The organism is Actinoplanes sp. NPDC051405, assembly GCF_055586185.1.
Genome location: NZ_JBVJIR010000015.1, coordinates 185116 through 201941, shown reverse-complemented (window position 1 = coordinate 201941; position 16826 = coordinate 185116). Strand labels below are relative to the sequence as shown.

The window sequence follows — 16826 nt, the reverse complement described above, 5'->3', positions numbered from 1 at the left end:
GCAATATGGCCCCCGTCACGGACGGGGTCGCCTGACGCTAAGAGCTGCGATTGGAGTTGGTCCGGACGTACGGTGAACGCCGGATGAACACGAAGGCCCGGGCCGTCGCGGGGTCAGGACTCGAAGTACCTGGGGCGTTGCCGCCGGTACGACCGGCGGGAGTTCTGCATGAAGTACCGCAGGACGAAGGCGGTCACCGCCGCACTAGCGATCGCGACCAGGATCATGGCCGGCACCGGATTCCGGGTCACCGACAGGTCGGTGGCGGAGCTCGCGGGTGCCTGCTGGGCGACGTTCGCCGTTCCACCCGTGGCCGCGGCCGGCGGCGGCACGGTCGGCAGTGCGGCGAAGTCGACGATGCCGCTGCTCTCCAGCAGCGTCATGTGGGTCATGACGAACTGGTTGGTGCGCTGGGCGAGCTTGCGCACCGTGTCGTTGCGGGTGCCGGCCCGGATCGCGGCGATGGCCGGGAAGATCTTGCCGTGCGCCGCCCGCAGCCGGTCGATGTACACGCGGTCGAACTCCTCGCCCTCCGCGTCGCGCATCTCGGCGAGCCATTTCTGCTGGTCCGCGTTGGGCTTGTCGGGCAGGGTGACGTCCAGCTTCTTGGCCGCGGCCCGGACGAGCTTGTCGAGCGCGACGTGCTGGGTGGCGATGTCCTTCCCGATCGCGCGGATCCGCGGATCCTGCGACTTCTCCTCGGCCATCTGGCCGGCCGGGATCTCCCACAGCCCGGCGAGCCGGACCTTGACCGCGAAATCGCGGTCCGCGTCGGAGACGTCACCCTTGCCGCGATCGGTGAGCAGGCCGTTGGGCGGCACCGGTACGCCGGGTTCGGCCCTTGCCACCTGCGGGTCGAGCACGAGCAGGGCGACCGCGGCCAGTGCCGTGCCCGCCAGGTGACGCAACATCCGATCGACCGCGAACACGTCAACCTCCGGCCATGGTTCTTCGATGATCCTGTGGGCCGGAATACGGATCGCGGGCTGTTTCGGATCAACGCGGGGGAAATATCCGCGCCGGCCGGGGCGATGTCAGCTGGGTACGCGGAGGTTGCGGTGGGTCACCGCGTAGGGGAAGTGCATCCGTACGGCGGTCCGGCCACCGTCGGTGCGGGTGGTGAGGACGTCGGCGAGCTGACGGGCGACCCACAGCCCGGCCGGATCGGCGGGGCTGACCGGTGGCCGGTAACCGGCGTGGACGGGGATGCATCGTCCGCCGTGGTCGTCGACGTGGACGATGAGCGTGGCGTCCTGGCTCCACGCGCGTGTTCGCACCGGCGGCCGGCCATGTCTCAACCCGTTGGTGACCACCTCGCTGGTCGCCGTGACCACCTGCCGTACCGCCGTGGGAACGAAGTGCTGCGAGGTCGCCCACCGGGCGACAGCGGCGCGACAGGCCGCCACCTCCTCGACGTGCCATACGGTCAGGTCCACGTCCGTGACCGGGGGAACCGCCGTCATGGGGGCCTGCGCCCGTTCGCCGAGGAAGTCGCCCGGCGCCACGTACCCGGGGTTGTCCACGACGCCCTGCGCGCTCAGCTCACGCTGGTGGACCTTGCGGACCGCGTCGATGAGCGACGGCGATTGCCGGCGGCCGTGCCAGACGCAGGTGATCGAGCAGCGGTAGCAGGTGTACACCTCATTGGCCATCGCCTCGTAACCCAGGTACGCGGCCGCCCGGTCCACCGGCGAATCGGGGTCGGTCACGACGTCGGGCTCGGCGACGATGTGCACGACTTCCTGCCGGGACTGCCGTTCCCGCAGATACCGCAGGAACCTGGAGTAGGTGAAGCCCGTTCGCTGGTAGAAGGCGTTCATCGGCGCCCACTGCAGGGCATGGGCATCCGGGCCCAGGCGGTCCCGGACGATCGCTTCGGTGTCGGAGCCGACGACCATCAGGACAGCCTGGTCGGACGTGATCTTCCGGCGCAGGTACGGGAGCAGGACGCGGTCGACGGTGTCGTCCGCGTCGACGACGAGGGCGCGGTGGTCGAAGGTCCCCGAGCGGCCGCCATCGGCCAGGCTGATCACTGTCGGCTCCCCGGGCTGTCGTGGCTCCCATGGTTCAGCGCTACGCCGGGAAGCTCCCGTACACCACACAAGGTCAACATCTCCGTCACTGCCGGTGAGCACTGCAGACACACGGTCGCGCCTACGGCGTGTGCCGTGGCGCCCACCTCGGCGAGCATGCGAAGACCGGCGCCATCAAGGAACGTGACGGAGCGGCAATCGACATCGAGCTGCCCGGGACCGACCAGGGCGCGCATCCGTTGCCCGAGCACGGGCGCGCTGGCCGCGTCGATCGCGCCGGACACCGCGATCCAGCCGGCCGACCACACCGCCTCGCAGCCGGCCACGACTTCCGACTGCCGCTCCATAGATCACAACCACCGCCATCGACCGGATCCTCGGCACGCTGCCGCCACCCAGCGTCCGGCGCAGCCGGCCGAGCCGCAACCCGCCGCCACGAAAGGGGTAACGGGCCCGCCGGTACGCGAGCCCGTCACACGCCCCGGTTACCGGGCCGGCCGGATCAGCTGCCGATCGGGCCTCCGTCCAGGCGCCAGGTGACCACCACGGCCGGCTTGGCGAAGTCGCCGTCGGGCCAGGTCGAGGCCGGCTCTTCCAGCGTGGCGCCGTCGATCTCACCGGGGTGCTGCACCGCCGTGAAGACCGAGCGGTCGTCGCCGGTGATGAACGGCCCGCAGGTCTCGGCCCCCGGCGGCACGGTCAGGAACTGCTTGAGGTGGCCGCGTTCCGGCCCTTCGATGGCGGTGGCGAACAGGCCGTCGTTGCTGCCCAGCTGGTTGCCGTCGGTGGCGATCCACAGGTTGCCGGCGCTGTCGAAGGCCACGTTGTCCGGGCACGAGATCGGCGACACGGCGGTCTTGTCGTAGCCGGCGAAGTAGGTCGACGCGTCGGCCGGGTCGCCGCAGACGATCGGCAACGACCAGGTGAACGTCTCGCCGGTGTGGTCGCCGCGGTCCTCGACGATCTCGAAGATCTGGCCGTGCTTGTTCTCCCGGCGGGGGTTGGCCTCGTCGGGCCCCGCGTACGTACCCACGCCGCGGTTGACGTTGTTCGTCAGCGCCGCGTAGATCTTGCCCGTCCGCAGGCTGGGCTGCACGTCCTCGGGCCGGTCCATCTTGGTGGCGCCGACCGCGTCACCGGCCAGCCGGGTGAAGGTGAGCACCTCGGCCGCGGTCATGCCGGGCACGTACGAGCGGTCCCCCGACACCAGCTTGATCCACGTGCCGCGGCCGTCGAAGGCACCGTCGGACGGCAACTTGCCGGTGCCGTCGATCTCCGCCGCCGGGCTGTCACCGGTCAGCTTGGCCACGTAGAGCGTCCCGGACTCCAGCAGCGTCAGGTTGTGCCGGCGGGCCGCGGCCGAGCCGCCCGGCACGAACTTCTTCGCGGACACGAACTTGTAGAGGTAGTCGAACCGCTCGTCGTCACCCATGTACGCGACCACGTGGCCGTTCTTGGCGACGATGACGTTGGCGCCCTCGTGCTTGAAGCGGCCCATCGCGGTGTGCTTGCGCGGGGTCGAGTCGGGGTCGAACGGGTCGACCTCGACGATCCAGCCGAAGCGGTGTGCCTCGTGCGGGTGTTTGGCCAGGTCGAACCGCTCCTGGGCCCGGTCCCAGCGCCGCGACTCGTCCGGCACCCGGGTGGTGGTGGAGATGCCGTAGCGGGCCAGGGTCGGTTTGAGGGCGGCCGGGGCGGCGTCGCCACCGACGAAGTACTGGTTGAAGTTCTCCTCGCCGGACAGCACGGTGCCCCACGGGGTGACGCCGCCGGCGCAGTTGTTGAGCGTACCGATGGGGGTCAGGCCGCGTGGATCGGCCGCGGTGCGCAGCAGCGCCGTGCCGGCCGCCGGGCCGGTGAACCGGAACGGGGTGTCCAGCATGGTGATCCGCCGGTTGTACGGCCGCCGGCCGCCGACGGGCCGCCACTGCCCGGTGCCGCCGACGCGTTCGAGCTCCACCACGGACATGCCGTGCGCGGCCATCGCCACCCGGACCTGCTCGACGCTCAGCGCCTCCTGAGTGGTGAAGCCGGGGAACATCAGCTCCTCGTTGGTGTACTCGTGGTTGGCCACGAGCAGGGCCCGGCGCCCGTCGCGGCCCAGCGGCAGGACACCGAGGAAGTCGTTGTTGTAGCCGAACTGCCCGGACTGGCGGCGCGCGGTCTGCCGGTGCACGTCCAGGCCGGGCACGCCGGGCAGGATCGGGTCGCCCCAGCGGATGACCACCGCGCTGTCGTAGCCGTTGGGCACGATCACCGTGTCCAGCTCGTTCGGCGGAATCGGCTTGAAGGTCAGCGCCCCGGCGCGCCCACCGCCGTGCTTCGGCATCGCTGCCGGCTCGGCGGCCGGCGCGGCGCCCGCGGCGGCCGGCGCGGCGCCGAAGCCGAGCACGAGGGCCCCGACGGCGCCGGCCCGGACCACACCGCGGCGGGTCATCGCGGTGTTGACCACGTCACCGAGGTACGGGTTGGCGGACTCGTTGGGCACGGGATGGTCGCAGGCGTTGCCGCAGCGGTACAGGCAGGTCTTCGGGTCGCGACCGGCATGTCCGGCCGGTCCGAGGATGGGTAGCAGGCGGGGTCGGTCGGTCATCGGACGGTCTCCTCACGCGACGCTGCATGATTCATCAAGATCGATGCCGTGAAAATCTGAGCCTAGTCGCGGGCGAAGGTGAACGGAAGGTGAACGGCCGTTGTCAGAGAGCAAGCTCGGCGACCTGGTCGGCGCAGCCCCAGCAGAGCGTCATGCCGGCGCCGCCGTGCCCGTACGCGTGCACCACCGTCCCGCCCGGCCACTTCTCCGCCTCCACCCGCGGGCCCCCACGCCGCACCGGGCGCAGCCCGACCTTCTCCCCCACGACCGGCGCGCCCGCCAGCTCGGGCACCAGCGCCACGCAGCGTTCCAGGATCGCGTCGCGCGTCGCCGGGTCGGGCGTGGTGTTCCAGTTCCCCTCCTGCCACGTGCCGCCCAGCACGACGTCCCGGCTGCGCGGATGCACGTAGGTCGACGGCTCCCCCTCGTCGCGTACGGAGGTGTAGATGCCGGTGTTGGCGACCAGCACGATCTGCCCGCGGGCCGGGACCACCTCCGGGTCACCGCACAACGCGCCGGCGGCCAGCCCGGTCGCGTTGACCACCACCGGCGCCTCGACCAGGGCCTCCTCCAGCCGGTCGACCCGGCGCCGCAGCACCCGCACCCCGGCGGCCAGCAGCCGCTCGCGCAGCCACGGCAGATACACGCCCATCTCCACCAGCGGCGCCCGGAAGCGCACCTCCCTGGTCCACGGCGGCTCGGCCGGCAGGTAGCGCACGTCCCGCGCGGCCGGCGCCCACCACGGCTCGCCGGTCGCGCCGGACCGCTCGAGGTTGCGGGTCTCGCGCACCAGCACCCCGGGCACCCGGTCGAAGGCGTCCCGGCGGAACTGGTCGTAGGTGGCCGCGGCCCAGGACAGGATCCGCTCGTCGAAGCCGGTCCGGGTCGGATACCAGGCAGCGGCGGCCACCGCGGAGACCGTCCGCGCGGGGTCCTCCGGCGTCCACACGGTCACCGCCGCGCCGCGCTCCCGCAGCCGCATCGCCGCTGTCAGACCGATGATGCCGCCGCCCACCACGACCACGTCCGCCATGTCCGTCATCCTGTCGTAACCCGGCTCTGAGTACCCGGGCTCAGTCGCAGGTACGACCGCCCGGACCAGACTGCGGCATGGACACCAATCCGCAACCGAAGACCACCACCGCCTTCTACGTGCAGTCCATCGCCTCCTTCGCGCTGTCCCTGACCGCGGTCGCCACCGGGATCGCGTACCTGCCGGTGGGCAGCTGGATCCGCGCCTTCCTCGCCGTGGGCCTGCTCTACGTGGTCACCTCGGCGTTCACGCTGGCCAAATGCGTCCGCGACATGCAGGACGCGGGCACCGTGGTCCGCCGGGTCGACCAGGCCCGGCTGGACAAGCTGCTGGCCGACCACGACCCGTTCAAGGTCCCGGCCGGCTGAGCCCGAATGCCGGCCCCGTATCCTTGTCGTCGTTGATGCGGTCACCGATGTGACCGGCGCACGATCGATCCGGAGCAGAGATAATGAGCGAGCACCTGTTCGCGGACGCGACAGGCTTCGCCGGTCTGGCGCTCCGTCCCGAGCTGCTGAAGGCACTGACCAGCTTGGGCTACGAAGAGCCGACGCCGATCCAGCGCGAGGCCATCCCGCCGCTGCTGGAGGGCCACGACCTGCTGGGCCAGGCCGCGACCGGCACCGGCAAGACCGCGGCCTTCGCGCTGCCGCTGCTGCACCGCCTGGAGCCCGACGCCAAGGGCGGCCCGGCCGCCCTGGTGCTGGTGCCGACCCGCGAGCTGGCCGAGCAGGTCTCCCAGGCGGTCCACCGCTACGGCCGGGACCTGGGCGTCCGCGTCCTGCCGGTGTACGGCGGACAGCCCATCGGGCGCCAGCTGCAGGCCCTGCAGCGTGGCGTGGACGTCGTGGTCGGCACCCCCGGCCGGGTGCTGGACCACATCAGCCGCGAGACGCTGGACCTCAGCGACGTGCGCACCGTCGTGCTCGACGAGGCCGACGAGATGCTCGACATGGGCTTCGCCGAGGACATCGAGGCCATCCTGGCCGAGACCCCGCAGACCCGGCAGACCGTGCTGTTCTCCGCGACGATGCCGCCGCGCATCGACGGCATCGCCCGCCGGCACCTGAAGGAGCCGGTCCGGATCCAGATGGGCCGGGAGGCCTCGGCGCCGGGCGAGATCCCGCTGGTCCGGCAGAGCGCGTACATCGTGGCCCGGGCGCACAAGCCGGCCGCGCTGGGCCGGGTGCTGGATGTGGAGGCGCCCGCCGCGGCGATCATCTTCTGCCGCACCCGGGAAGAGGTCGACCAGGTCACTGAGACGCTCAACGGGCGCGGCTACCGGGCCGAGGCCCTGCACGGCGGCATGAGCCAGGACCAGCGGGACCGGGTCATGGGCCGGCTGCGCGCCGGCAGCACCGAGCTGCTGGTCGCGACCGACGTGGCCGCCCGCGGGCTGGACGTCGAGCAGCTCACCCACGTGGTCAACTACAACGTGCCGTCGGCGCCCGAGGCGTACGTGCACCGCATCGGCCGGGTCGGGCGGGCGGGCCGCGAGGGCGCCGCGATCACCCTGGCCGAGCCGCGCGAGTCACGGATGCTCAAGGCGATCGAGCGGCTCACCCGCCAGCGGATCACCCTGGAGAAGGTCCCGACGGTCACCGACCTGCGGGCCCGGCGCCTGGAGCTGACCCGCGCGGCGCTGGAGAGCAGCCTGCAGACCGACGACCTGGAGCGGTTCCGCGTTGTCATCGAGTCGCTGACCAGCGAGTTCGACATCGAGACGGTGGCCCTGGCCGCGGTGAAGCTGGCCCACGAGGCGGCCGGCGGCGACGTCGACGAGCAGGAGATCCCCACCCCGCGCGAGACCGTCCGGGACCGCCCCGAGGGCCGCGACGGCAAGCGTCCCGAGCGCCGCGGCGGACCGGCCGGGGCCGGCGTCGCGCGGCTGTTCATCGGCCTCGGCCGGCGCGCCGGGCTGCGCCCGCAGGACCTGGTCGGCGCGATCGCCGGCGAGTCCGGGCTCAGCGCCCGCGACATCGGCGCGATCCAGATCACCGACCGCTTCTCGCTGGTCGAGGTGCCGGAATCGGCCGCCGAGATGGTGATCGAGGCGATGTCGCAGGCCACGATCCGGGGCCGCAAACCGACCGTACGCCGGGAGCGTTACAGCCGCTGAAGCGTGGCCGGGTCGTCCTCGCCACCGTAGTAGCGGTCGAGGACGGCCCGGAACACGGCCGGGTCCTCGGCCGCGTGGGCGAACAGCGTCATCGACGACCGCAGCTTGAGGTCGTCGGGGGTGCCCAGGATCTGCGTGGCGGTGCGGCCGTGCACGCCGAGCAGGGCCCGCGCGCACTCGGCCAGCCGGGGCCCGAGCACCGGATGGGCCAGATACGCCCGGGCCTCGTCCAGGTCGGCGATGGCGTAGTGCTGGGCGGTGGCGGTGCGGCCGAGCCCGGCGATCTGCGGGAAGACGAACCACATCCAGTGGCTGCGCTTGCTGCCGGCCGTCAGCTCGGCCAGGGCCTGCTCGTAGACGTCCTGCTGGGCGCTGACGAAGCGGGCCAGGTCGCTCACCGGCCGCGCGCCTTGCGGGTGCTCTTGGCGTTGGCCTTCTGGATGGCCGCGACCAGCTCGGACTTCTTCATCTTGGTCCGGCCGCTGATGTCCAGCTTCTTGGCCACGGTGAGCAGGTGCTCCTTGCTCGCGTTGGCGTCGACCCCACCGGCGGAATTCTTCGCGGTGTCCCGCCCGCCGGCCGCCTTGGCGTCGCTGGGACCCTTCTTCGCCTTGGGCTCCCAGTGGTCGCCGACCTTCTCGAACGAGTGCTTGACCGCGGCCAGGGCGGTCCGGTGGGCGCGCTCACCCTCGCCGTACTCCTTGACGGCCGAGTCGTGCGCCGCGACGTACGTGTCCTGCGCCTTCTTCGGGGACCGCTTCAGCGTCCCCGGCATGTCCTCACGAGTTGGCATACCGATCAGGTTTCCCGGGCCGGGCTCCGGCAAACGGTCGGTCCCGCCCGCGTCGTTCCCGGGGATGAGTCGCGGGTCGTTCCCAGGACCGATGACCGCCTCCGGCGGGCCGCTCACGATCGCTGCGTGCGCCTTCCCCGCGACCAGGAACGGATCGCGGGCGTCTCCGTCGCGGCGGGACTGTCCGTGGTCCTGGTGATCCTCGTGCTGGTCACTCCGGGCAGCCCGGCCACGACCGCGGGCCGGGCCCTCGCCGTCGCCCGCGCGCTGGTGCAGGGGGCCACCGTGGCGTTCATGAGGTGGCGGTCCGAGGCGGCGATGGCTGTCGCCGTGGCCGCCGGCCCGAGCAGGCCCGCAAGGCGCTGGGGACGATCGCCACGGCGGCCCGTTCCACCCTGGCCGAGCTGCGGGTCCGGCTGCACACCATGAGCGCCGACGACTCTGCCGACGGCGGCGGCCCGCAGCCCGGGCTGGCGCAGCTGGAGGCGCTCGCGGCCGCGCTCGGAGCCACGGGCCTGCGGGTCGAGCTGCGCACCGAGCTGCGCGAGCTGCCCGCGGCGGTGGATCTGTCGGCGTACCGGATCGTGCAGGAGTCACTGACCAACACCCGGCGGCACAGCCAGGCGACCCGGGCCGAGGTGACCGTGCGGTGCCGGCCGGACGGGCTGCGGGTGGAGATCCGCGACGACGGCCCGGCGCGGGCGGTCGGGCGGGTCGACGGGTCGGGGCACCGCGGCATCGTGGGCATGCGGGAACGCGCGCAGTTGCTGGGCGGCGCGTGCGGACGTCTCCCGCTGGCCCTGGCGCTCGCGGCGGCCCGGGCCCGGCTGACCGGCGTCCCGCTCGGCACATTGGCGGCCGAGCTCCGCCGGCCGGTCGGCCGGCTGGAGGCCCTCGAAGACGGCGGACGCGACGGGATCCGCGCCGTGTTCTCCTGGTCGTACGACGCCCTGAGCGCGCCGGCGGCCCGGGTGTTCCGGCTGCTGGGGCTGGTCACCGGGCCGGACATCGCGGTCGCCGGGGTCGCCGCGCTGGCCGGCCGGCCCGATCTCGACGCGCGCCGGGCGCTGCGGGAGCTGACCGGCGCCGGGCTGCTGGCCGAGCGGGACGGCGGCCGGTACGCGATGCACGACCTGCTGCGGGCGTACGCGGGTGAGCTCGTCCGCCGCACCGACGCTGGGACGAGGAGGGCGCGGCCTGGGCGGTGGCCCTGCAGGCGGCCGAGGCACTCAGCGACGGTCCGGCGCTGGCGTACGCGTACTCGTTCCTGGCCGTGGCGGACGGCCGCCGGCAGCGGTTCGAGGCGGCGCGGGAGCACATGCGCCAGGCCCTCGAGCAGGTACGGGCCGCCGGTGACCGGGCCGGCGAGGGTGAGTGCCTGTTCATCCTGTCGTACCTGTGCTGGTTGCAGGGCGAGCAGGACGACGCGTTGGTGCAGGTCAGGCAGTCGCTGGCGCTGTTCCGTCAGGTGGACGCACCGATGTGGGCGGGCAAGGCGAGCCTCGCCGCGGGCTGGTACCTGACCCAGCGGGGTGAGCTGCATGAGGCGCTGCCGTACTACGTCGAGGCGCTCGCGCTGCAGCAACGAGCCGGGGACCACCCGAACGAAGCCGTGACCCAGGACAGTCTCGGCCGGCTGCAGCACCAGCTCGACCACGTCGACGAGGCTGTCCGCCATCTCCAGGACGGTCTGCGGCTCGCCCGCCGCCTTGGCAACCCGGCCCTGGAGGCGCAGATCCTCGGGCACCTGGGCGACGTCCACGAGAGCCTGCTGGACGGGGACACCGCTGCCGAACGGTGGCGGCAGGCGTACGAGATCCTCGCCGACCTCGGCCATCCGCAGGCCGCCGAGCTGCGCCGCAAGCTCGCCGCGACCGCACCGGGCGAGGACGCTCCGGCGCCGCCCGGGCTCGGCGGCGAGCTGCGGCGCCACCGGCTGCGCGGCGGGATGTCACAGGAGGACCTGGCCGCCCGTACGGGGCTCAGCGTGCGCACCATCCGCTACCTCGAGTCCGGCCGGGCCGGGCAGTCCCGGCCGGAGACCTTGCGGCTGCTGTCCGTCGCCCTCGGCCTCGACGGCGCCGACCGGGACCGCTTCTACACCGCCGCCGACCGCGGCCGCCGCTGATTGCCGCCTCCCTGCCGGGTGCTTGCCTGTCCCCCGGCCCCACCCGGAACCGACGATGGAGGCCAGCCGCAGCCGGCGGCGCGACGGGGGCGGCGGCTGCGGACTGCGTTCGGGCCGCTCCGGGACCCGGCCGCCTCCCGGTCCGGCGGAGCCGGGAGGCGGTCTCTACGCTGATCACCATGACCGGCCTACGCGATCGTTTCCGGGCCCTGCACGAGTCCGGCACCTTCCTGCTGCCGAACCCGTGGGACGCGGGCTCGGCCCGGCTGCTGGAGAGCCTGGGCTTCCCGGCGCTGGCCACCACGTCGTCCGGCCTCGCGGCGAGCCTGGGCAAGCTCGACCAGCAGGTCACCCGCGACGAACTGGTGGCGCACGTCGCGGCGGTCACCGCCGCGGTGCGGATCCCGCTCAACGTCGACGCCGAACGCTGCTTCGCGGACACCCCGGCGGGCATCGCCGAGACGGTGGACCTGCTGGCCGACGCGGGCGCGGCCGGCATCTCGATCGAGGACTACGACCCGGCGGCGGACCGGGTGGAGACGCCGGAGGCGGGCGCCGAGCGCGTCGCGGCGGCTGCGGAGGCCTGCGCCCGGCACGGCATCGTGCTGACGGCCCGGGCCGAGAACTACTTGTACGGCCATGAGGACCTGGACGACACGATCGCCCGGCTGGACGCCTACCGGGCCGCGGGCGCCGACGTGGTGTACGCGCCCGGCCTGCGGAACCCGGCGGACATCGCCCGGCTGGTGGAGTCGGTGGCGGCGCCGGTCAACGTGCTGGCCCTGCCGGGCACGCCGACGGTGGCCGAGCTGGCCGGGCTGGGTGTCCGGCGGGTCTCGACCGGCGGCGCGCTGGCCTGGGCGGCATACGGCGGCCTGCGCGACGCGGCCCGGGAGCTGCTGGAGAGCGGCACCACGACGTTCCGGTCCCGCGGCCTGACCGGCGACGAGATCGAACAGGCCTTCGGGGCCCGCTCCTAGCGGCACGGACGCCGTCGAACGAGCCGCACGGGGCCCACAGTCACTCGTCCGGGGGACCGGGCAGACCGAGCAGCGGGCCCGCTCGCCGGCAGCGCGCAGGATCGCCAAGGATCTCGGTGGAGTCCGTCACCTGGTCGATCGTGCCCGGCAGCGTCCCGATCGGACCGCCCCGGCGCCCGCCCAGCCGGTCGACCAGCGCCCGGACCTCCGGCTCCCTGATGGCCGCCGTCAAAGCCACCGTCAGCCGATCGGCAGCCACCACCCGGATGTCACGCGTGTAGTACCTCCGCGGCGCCGGGTCGACCGGTGCAGCCAGCCCGAGGTCGTTGGTCGCCGTGGCCAGCGCACTCGCGGCCGTCACCAGCGCAGCCTCCCGCTCCCGCCAGTCCGCCGCCGCGGTCGCGGCCGCCAGCGCCGGGCCGGCCGTCGCCGCCAGGTCCAGGCGGGCGAAACAACTGCCGAGCCACTTCGGGTACGGCGCCCAGCAGCGCTCGATCAGAAACGCCAGCCGCACCAGCTCCCGGACCAGCCGGGCCGCGACCAGACGTGAGCCGAGGTCGTCACCGACGCCCCCGGCCCGGCCCACGAAGGCCTCCTCCTGGGCGACCCGCAGCCACCCGGCCGCCAGGGCGTAGCGCCACACGTCGGTCGGATACCAGCGCAACGCCTGGCGGCGGCGGGTCAGTTCGCCGTCCGGGTCGTGGAACACCGCCCCGGCGGTCAGCGTCGCGAGGGTCTGCGTGGGCGTCAGCAGCCAGTCCTGCACACCCAGGCCGCCGGCCGGGTCGACGCCCAGCCGCCGCGCGAAGAAGCCGCCGGCGGTCGTCGCCTCAACCTGGTGGCCCGGCACGCCGCCGTTGCGGTCCGCGGCCGCGAAGACCGTCGGGTGGCCCTCGAAGGTCGCCGGCAGTGCGGCGAACGACGGCGGCTGCTCGCCGTCCGGCAGGAAGATCTGCACGCGGGGGCCGAAGTCGTGGTCGGTGGAGACCGTGTCGTCGAGGCCGAGGACCTCCGAGCCCTCGCCGAGCAGGGCCGCGGCGTGCCGCCGTCCGCCCAGCAGCGGGCGGACGGCGTGCTCGTAGAAACGGTGGCTCAGCGCGATCCCGGACACGGAGTCAGCGTGCCGTACCGCGCAACCGGTTTCAGTAGCGGCAGCGCAGCACGACCATGGTGTGGCCTTCGACGTCGCGCTGGCCGCCCGCCTTCGTCGTGCGGCGCCTGGCGGCCAGCAGCGGGTCGGCCGTGTCGACCACGGTCTCCCAGGTACGGCCGAACGAGCGCGGCGGCAGCGTGAACGTCACGCCCTCGGCGAGCGGGTTGAACAGCACCAGGAACGAGTCGTCGATGATCTCCTCGCCCAGCGCGCCGCGTTCCGGGATGCCGTGGCCGTTGAGGAACACGGTCATCGTCATGCCGGAGCGGGTGTTCCAGTCCGGCTCCGTCATCGGTTCGCCGTCGCGGCGCAGCCAGGCGATGTCCGGCACCTTGGAGTCCCCGGCCGGTTCGCCGGTGAAGAAGCGGCGGCGGCGGAAGATCGGGTGGTCCGCGCGCAGCTTGGTCAGCGATGCGGTGAAGCGGGTCTGCACGTCGTGCATCCGGGCGTCTTCCCAGTCGACCCAGCTGAGCTCGCTGTCCTGGGCGTACACGTTGTTGTTGCCGTGCTGGGTGCGGCCCAGTTCGTCGCCGTGGGCGATCATCGGCACGCCCTGCGACAGCACCAGCGTGGTGAGGAAGTTGCGCTTCTGCCGTTCGCGCAGCTTGACCACGTCGGCGTCCTCGGTGGGGCCCTCGACGCCGCAGTTCCACGACCGGTTGTGGCTCTCGCCGTCGCGGTTGTCCTCGCCGTTGGCCTCGTTGTGCTTCTCGTTGTACGACACCAGGTCGTTGAGGGTGAAGCCGTCGTGCGCGGTGACGAAGTTGATGGACGCGATCGGGCGGCGGCCGTCGATCTCGTACAGGTCGGAGGAGCCGGTGAAGCGGGAGGCGAACTCGCCCAGGCTGCCCGGCTCGCCGCGCCAGAAGTCGCGGACGGTGTCGCGGTATTTGCCGTTCCACTCGGTCCACAGCGGCGGGAAGCCACCGACCTGGTAGCCGCCGTCGCCCACGTCCCACGGCTCGGCGATCAGCTTGACCTGGCTGACGATCGGGTCCTGATTGACCAGGTCGAAGAACGCGGCCAGCCGGTTCACCTCGTGGAACTCGCGGGCCAGGGCGGAGGCCAGGTCGAAGCGGAAGCCGTCGACGTGCATGTCGGTCACCCAGTAGCGCAGCGAGTCCATGATGAGCCGCAGCGACTCGTGGTGGCGCACGTTCAGGCTGTTACCGGTGCCGGTGGTGTCGTAGTAGTACTGCTTGTCGTCGTCGACGAGCCGGTAGTACGCCGGGTTGTCGATACCGCGGAATGACAGCGTCGGCCCGAGGTGGTTGCCCTCGGCGGTGTGGTTGTAGACCACGTCCAGGATGACCTCGATGCCGGCCGCGTGCAGGGCCTTGACCATCGACTTGAACTCCTGCACCTGCCCGCCGTGCCCGCCGAACGAGGCGTAGTCGTTGTGCGGGGCGAAGAAGCCGATGGTGTTGTAACCCCAGTAGTTGCGCAGGCCGCGGTCGACCAGGGTGCTGTCGTGCACGAACTGGTGCACCGGCATCAGCTCGACGGCGGTGACCCCGAGCTCCTTGAAATGCTTGATCATCGTCGGGTGGGCCAGGCCCGAGTACGTGCCGCGGACGTCCTCGGGGATCCCGGGGTGGCCCTGGGTCATGCCCTTGACGTGCGCCTCGTAGATCACCGTCTGGTGGAACGGGATCTTCAGCGGCCGGTCGTTGGCCCAGTCGAAGAACGGGTTGATCACCACCGAGCGCATCGCGTACGGCGCCGAGTCCTCGTAGTTGACCTCACCCGGGTTGCCGAAGTTGTAGGAGAACAGCGCGTTGTTCCACTCGTGGTGCCCGTCGATCGCCTTCGCGTACGGGTCGAGCAGCAACTTCGACGGGTTGCAGCGCAGCCCGGTGGCCGGGTCGTACGGGCCGTGCACGCGGTAGCCGTACCGCTGACCGGGCACGACCCGCGGCAGGTAGCCGTGCCACACCAGAGCCTCGCGCTCCGGCAGGTCGATGCGGGTCTCGGTGCCGTCGTCGTCGAACAGGCACAGCTCGACCCGGTCGGCGATCTCGGAGAAGAGCGCGAAGTTGGTCCCCCCGCCGTCGTAGGTGGCCCCCAGCGGGTACGGCGAGCCGGGCCAGATCTTCATGTCTCTCCTCAACACCTGCGGACGCTCCGCGCAAGGCTTCCCACTCTGCCGTGCCTCGAACCCTGAATGCGATGCGGGGCAGGACACACCGCGACACCCCCCGGATACCAGGATCCGGGGGGCGTCGGATGGTAGAGGTCAGCGGCGGTTGCGGCCGCTGGTCTCGTCGTCGAACTCGATCTGCTCCTTGCGGACCTCACCGGAGACGCGCTCCTCCTCGGTGACAGTCTCCTTGCCCAGGCGCACGCGCTCCACCGGCACGGCCTCGGTGTCGACCACCGGGCGCTCGGCGTGCAGCGTGACCTCGTGCTCCTCCTCGGAGATGGCCGGGCCGTCGAGGGCCGCGCCACGGTTGGCGTCGGTGATCGGCTCGCGCTCCAGGCGTACCTCCTCGCGGCTGACCGGCACGGTGACCTGCTCCTGCTCGGTCACCACGTACTTGCGCAGCCGGGCCCGGCCCGCCTCCTCGGTGCGGGTGTCCGCGACCAGGCGCTCCTCGGAGCGGGTCATGGCGTCGTCGGTGTTGCGGCCGGACGTGTCACCACGGTCGTCGCTGCTGTCGTACGCGGTGCCGGTGGTGTTCGTCGTGGTGCCCGTCGTGCGCGTCGTGGTGGTCGTGTCGGTGTAGCCGTCGCCGTCCCGGTCGAGGTTGCCGCCCGTCGACGAGAGGCCGTAGTAGCGGTAGAGCTCGTCCTCCTCGGCCGGGCTGAGCCGGCCGTCGGGGTCGATCCGCGGGGCGTCCTTCACCTGGTCCTTGCTGAACCCGACGATGATGCGGTCGCCCTCGAGGCTGGCCCGCTCCAGCGGCACGAAGCTCTGCTTGGTGCCGAACAGGCCGGTCTTCACCGAGACCCACTCCGGGTTGCCGGTCTGCGCGTCGAGGTAGACGTCGGCCGCCGACCCGATCTTGGTGCCGTCGGCCTCGTAGACGTCGGATCCGATGAGCTTCTGGGTGTCGTTCTGGGTGAGCATGCGGTTTCCTTTCCGGTGGGTGGGCACGACCGATCGTCCGGCCGGCCCCGGTGTGCGGTGGTGCGGTGTTGCGGTGGGTGATGTCAGGTGCGGCGGGCGGTCAGAGCCCGAGGCCCGCCTTGTCGACCTTGCGGTGGTAGCGCATGCCGGCGAGACCGCCGAGGATCGCGCCGACGAGGGCCGCCACGACGGCCACCACGATGGCGATGATGCCGCCGGTGGTGACGTCGCCCTCGTTGATCGGCAGGCGCGGGAAGCCGCCCAGCTTGGCCAGGATGTCGAACTTGGCGCCGGCCAGTGCGCCGACGACGGCCACGACCACCGCGATGACGATGGACCAGATCCAGACGCCGATCCCCTGCTTGGCCCCGCTGAGCCGGGCCATCCGGCCCGCGACGTAACCGCCGCAGTAGTACGCGATCAGCAGCACCACCAGCAGCGCGATGCCGCCGACGATGCTGACCGTGCCGGCGTTGTCCGCCGCCTGGTCGGCCGCCTGCCCGGCGTCCGTGTCGTTCGCGACTCCGACTGCCGTGCCGGCCGCGGCCAGCAGAGCGGTGAGCAGGATCGCGGTGCCGGTGGCGGTAAGCCAGCCGAAGAACGCCGACCCCCACTTGATGCCGCCGTAGCGCTCCTTCTCCCGCTGGAGCACGGCATGCCGCTCATTGGTGACCGCCGTCGCTCCGGAGTCACCGGCCGGGTCGGCGTGCTCGGTGGAGTCGTCGCGGGAATACCGCGTCGCACCGTCGTCGCGCGCATTTCGGGGACTGTTCATGACTGGCTCCGGGGGGAGGTGCCTGCGGGGGACGATCATCGAAGCCGCTGCTCAGCGCCGCGGTCCGACATCCTTACGCTGGCAAAAGTGCCCGGCTGTTTACCGCATAAACAGGCGATCTCTAATTCTTTCAGGAAGGGCTCAGGGCG

General features: G+C 72.2%; 16 protein-coding genes and 1 pseudogene. 6 read left to right on the top strand and 11 right to left on the bottom strand.

Annotation, left to right across the window (positions count from 1 at the left end; all coding sequences use genetic code 11):
* Positions 1-113: 113 nt before the first annotated feature.
* The 5 genes from ACZ6S4_RS30075 to ACZ6S4_RS30055 all read right to left on the bottom strand — a co-directional run bounded on the left by ACZ6S4_RS30075 (position 114) and on the right by ACZ6S4_RS30055 (position 5659).
* The gene (locus ACZ6S4_RS30075) at positions 114-929 is read right to left on the bottom strand and encodes a DUF4142 domain-containing protein (protein ID WP_465478134.1); all 816 of its coding nucleotides are present in this window, start codon (positions 927-929) and stop codon (positions 114-116) included.
* Positions 930-1034: 105 nt separating this feature from the next.
* On the bottom strand, positions 1035-2033 hold the full coding sequence (locus tag ACZ6S4_RS30070) for an MEDS domain-containing protein (RefSeq protein ID WP_465478133.1): 999 nt from the start codon (positions 2031-2033) through the stop codon (positions 1035-1037).
* Positions 2030-2380 carry an STAS domain-containing protein gene (locus tag ACZ6S4_RS30065; RefSeq protein WP_465478132.1) on the bottom strand — a complete coding sequence of 117 codons (351 nt, stop codon included), beginning with the start codon at positions 2378-2380 and terminating at the stop codon, positions 2030-2032. The genes ACZ6S4_RS30070 and ACZ6S4_RS30065 overlap by 4 nt, the downstream gene beginning before the upstream one ends.
* 155 nt (positions 2381-2535) lie before the next feature.
* Positions 2536-4626 (bottom strand): PhoX family protein, encoded by a 2091-nt coding sequence (locus ACZ6S4_RS30060; RefSeq protein ID WP_465478131.1) that lies wholly within the window; start codon positions 4624-4626, stop codon positions 2536-2538.
* A 103-nt stretch (positions 4627-4729) separates the two neighbouring features.
* Positions 4730-5659, bottom strand: a complete 930-nt coding sequence (locus ACZ6S4_RS30055; protein WP_465478130.1) for an FAD-dependent oxidoreductase — start codon at positions 5657-5659, stop codon at positions 4730-4732.
* Positions 5660-5736: 77 nt separating this feature from the next.
* Here ACZ6S4_RS30055 and ACZ6S4_RS30050 point away from each other — a divergent pair, with 77 nt between their 5' ends.
* Both ACZ6S4_RS30050 and ACZ6S4_RS30045 read left to right on the top strand, forming a co-directional pair.
* Positions 5737-6027 carry a YiaA/YiaB family inner membrane protein gene (locus tag ACZ6S4_RS30050; RefSeq protein ID WP_360554347.1) on the top strand — a complete coding sequence of 97 codons (291 nt, stop codon included), beginning with the start codon at positions 5737-5739 and terminating at the stop codon, positions 6025-6027.
* Between the two features lie 83 nt (positions 6028-6110).
* Positions 6111-7778: a DEAD/DEAH box helicase gene (locus ACZ6S4_RS30045; protein WP_465478129.1), complete on the top strand. Its 1668-nt coding sequence runs from the start codon at positions 6111-6113 to the stop codon at positions 7776-7778.
* Here the strand turns inward: ACZ6S4_RS30045 and ACZ6S4_RS30040 are convergent.
* Together ACZ6S4_RS30040 and ACZ6S4_RS30035 are read right to left on the bottom strand one after the other, a co-directional pair.
* A complete protein-coding gene (locus tag ACZ6S4_RS30040; protein ID WP_465478128.1) occupies positions 7766-8176 on the bottom strand; it encodes a DUF1810 domain-containing protein in 411 nt (136 codons plus the stop codon). The genes ACZ6S4_RS30045 and ACZ6S4_RS30040 overlap by 13 nt on opposite strands.
* Entirely contained in the window at positions 8173-8571 is a 399-nt protein-coding gene (locus ACZ6S4_RS30035; RefSeq protein WP_465478127.1) for a ChaB family protein, read from the bottom strand. Before ACZ6S4_RS30035 ends, ACZ6S4_RS30040 begins: the two co-directional genes overlap by 4 nt.
* A 126-nt stretch (positions 8572-8697) precedes the next feature.
* Between ACZ6S4_RS30035 and ACZ6S4_RS30030 the strand changes: the two genes are divergently transcribed.
* From ACZ6S4_RS30030 to ACZ6S4_RS30015, 4 genes and pseudogenes are all read left to right on the top strand, one after another.
* The gene (locus ACZ6S4_RS30030) at positions 8698-9000 is read left to right on the top strand and encodes a hypothetical protein (RefSeq protein ID WP_465478209.1); all 303 of its coding nucleotides are present in this window, start codon (positions 8698-8700) and stop codon (positions 8998-9000) included.
* A pseudogene (locus ACZ6S4_RS30025) lies at positions 8997-9287 on the top strand (sensor histidine kinase); the annotation flags it as partial. The gene ACZ6S4_RS30030 and the pseudogene ACZ6S4_RS30025, both read left to right, overlap by 4 nt.
* A gap of 488 nt (positions 9288-9775) precedes the next feature.
* Positions 9776-10699: a helix-turn-helix domain-containing protein gene (locus ACZ6S4_RS30020; RefSeq protein WP_465478126.1), complete on the top strand. Its 924-nt coding sequence runs from the start codon at positions 9776-9778 to the stop codon at positions 10697-10699.
* Between the two features lie 179 nt (positions 10700-10878).
* Complete coding sequence (locus ACZ6S4_RS30015; protein WP_465478125.1) at positions 10879-11679, top strand: isocitrate lyase/PEP mutase family protein; 801 nt, start codon at positions 10879-10881, stop codon at positions 11677-11679.
* Positions 11680-11719: 40 nt separating this feature from the next.
* On the opposite strand, the gene ACZ6S4_RS30010 is transcribed toward ACZ6S4_RS30015, so the two are convergent.
* From ACZ6S4_RS30010 to ACZ6S4_RS29995, 4 genes are all read right to left on the bottom strand, one after another.
* Positions 11720-12790 (bottom strand): DUF4037 domain-containing protein, encoded by a 1071-nt coding sequence (locus ACZ6S4_RS30010; protein ID WP_465478124.1) that lies wholly within the window; start codon positions 12788-12790, stop codon positions 11720-11722.
* A 31-nt stretch (positions 12791-12821) separates the two neighbouring features.
* Positions 12822-14930, bottom strand: a complete 2109-nt coding sequence (gene glgX / locus ACZ6S4_RS30005; protein WP_465478123.1) for a glycogen debranching protein GlgX — start codon at positions 14928-14930, stop codon at positions 12822-12824.
* A gap of 138 nt (positions 14931-15068) precedes the next feature.
* Positions 15069-15902, bottom strand: coding sequence for a DUF2382 domain-containing protein (locus ACZ6S4_RS30000; protein WP_465478122.1), 834 nt, complete (start codon positions 15900-15902; stop codon positions 15069-15071).
* A gap of 100 nt (positions 15903-16002) precedes the next feature.
* The gene (locus ACZ6S4_RS29995) at positions 16003-16677 is read right to left on the bottom strand and encodes a hypothetical protein (protein WP_465478121.1); all 675 of its coding nucleotides are present in this window, start codon (positions 16675-16677) and stop codon (positions 16003-16005) included.
* Positions 16678-16826 lie beyond the last annotated feature (149 nt).

What these genes read in the sequence shown, in the direction of transcription:
- ACZ6S4_RS30065 (WP_465478132.1), bottom strand. Translation starts at nt 2,380, where the DNA reads ATGGAGCGGCAGTCGGAAGTCGTGGCCGGCTGCGAGGCGGTGTGGTCG.
- ACZ6S4_RS30060 (WP_465478131.1), bottom strand. Translation starts at nt 4,626, where the DNA reads ATGACCGACCGACCCCGCCTGCTACCCATCCTCGGACCGGCCGGACAT.
- ACZ6S4_RS30055 (WP_465478130.1), bottom strand. Translation starts at nt 5,659, where the DNA reads ATGGCGGACGTGGTCGTGGTGGGCGGCGGCATCATCGGTCTGACAGCG.
- ACZ6S4_RS30050 (WP_360554347.1), top strand. Translation starts at nt 5,737, where the DNA reads ATGGACACCAATCCGCAACCGAAGACCACCACCGCCTTCTACGTGCAG.
- ACZ6S4_RS30045 (WP_465478129.1), top strand. Translation starts at nt 6,111, where the DNA reads ATGAGCGAGCACCTGTTCGCGGACGCGACAGGCTTCGCCGGTCTGGCG.
- ACZ6S4_RS30035 (WP_465478127.1), bottom strand. Translation starts at nt 8,571, where the DNA reads ATGCCAACTCGTGAGGACATGCCGGGGACGCTGAAGCGGTCCCCGAAG.
- ACZ6S4_RS30015 (WP_465478125.1), top strand. Translation starts at nt 10,879, where the DNA reads ATGACCGGCCTACGCGATCGTTTCCGGGCCCTGCACGAGTCCGGCACC.
- glgX (WP_465478123.1), bottom strand. Translation starts at nt 14,930, where the DNA reads ATGAAGATCTGGCCCGGCTCGCCGTACCCGCTGGGGGCCACCTACGAC.
- ACZ6S4_RS30000 (WP_465478122.1), bottom strand. Translation starts at nt 15,902, where the DNA reads ATGCTCACCCAGAACGACACCCAGAAGCTCATCGGATCCGACGTCTAC.
- ACZ6S4_RS29995 (WP_465478121.1), bottom strand. Translation starts at nt 16,677, where the DNA reads ATGAACAGTCCCCGAAATGCGCGCGACGACGGTGCGACGCGGTATTCC.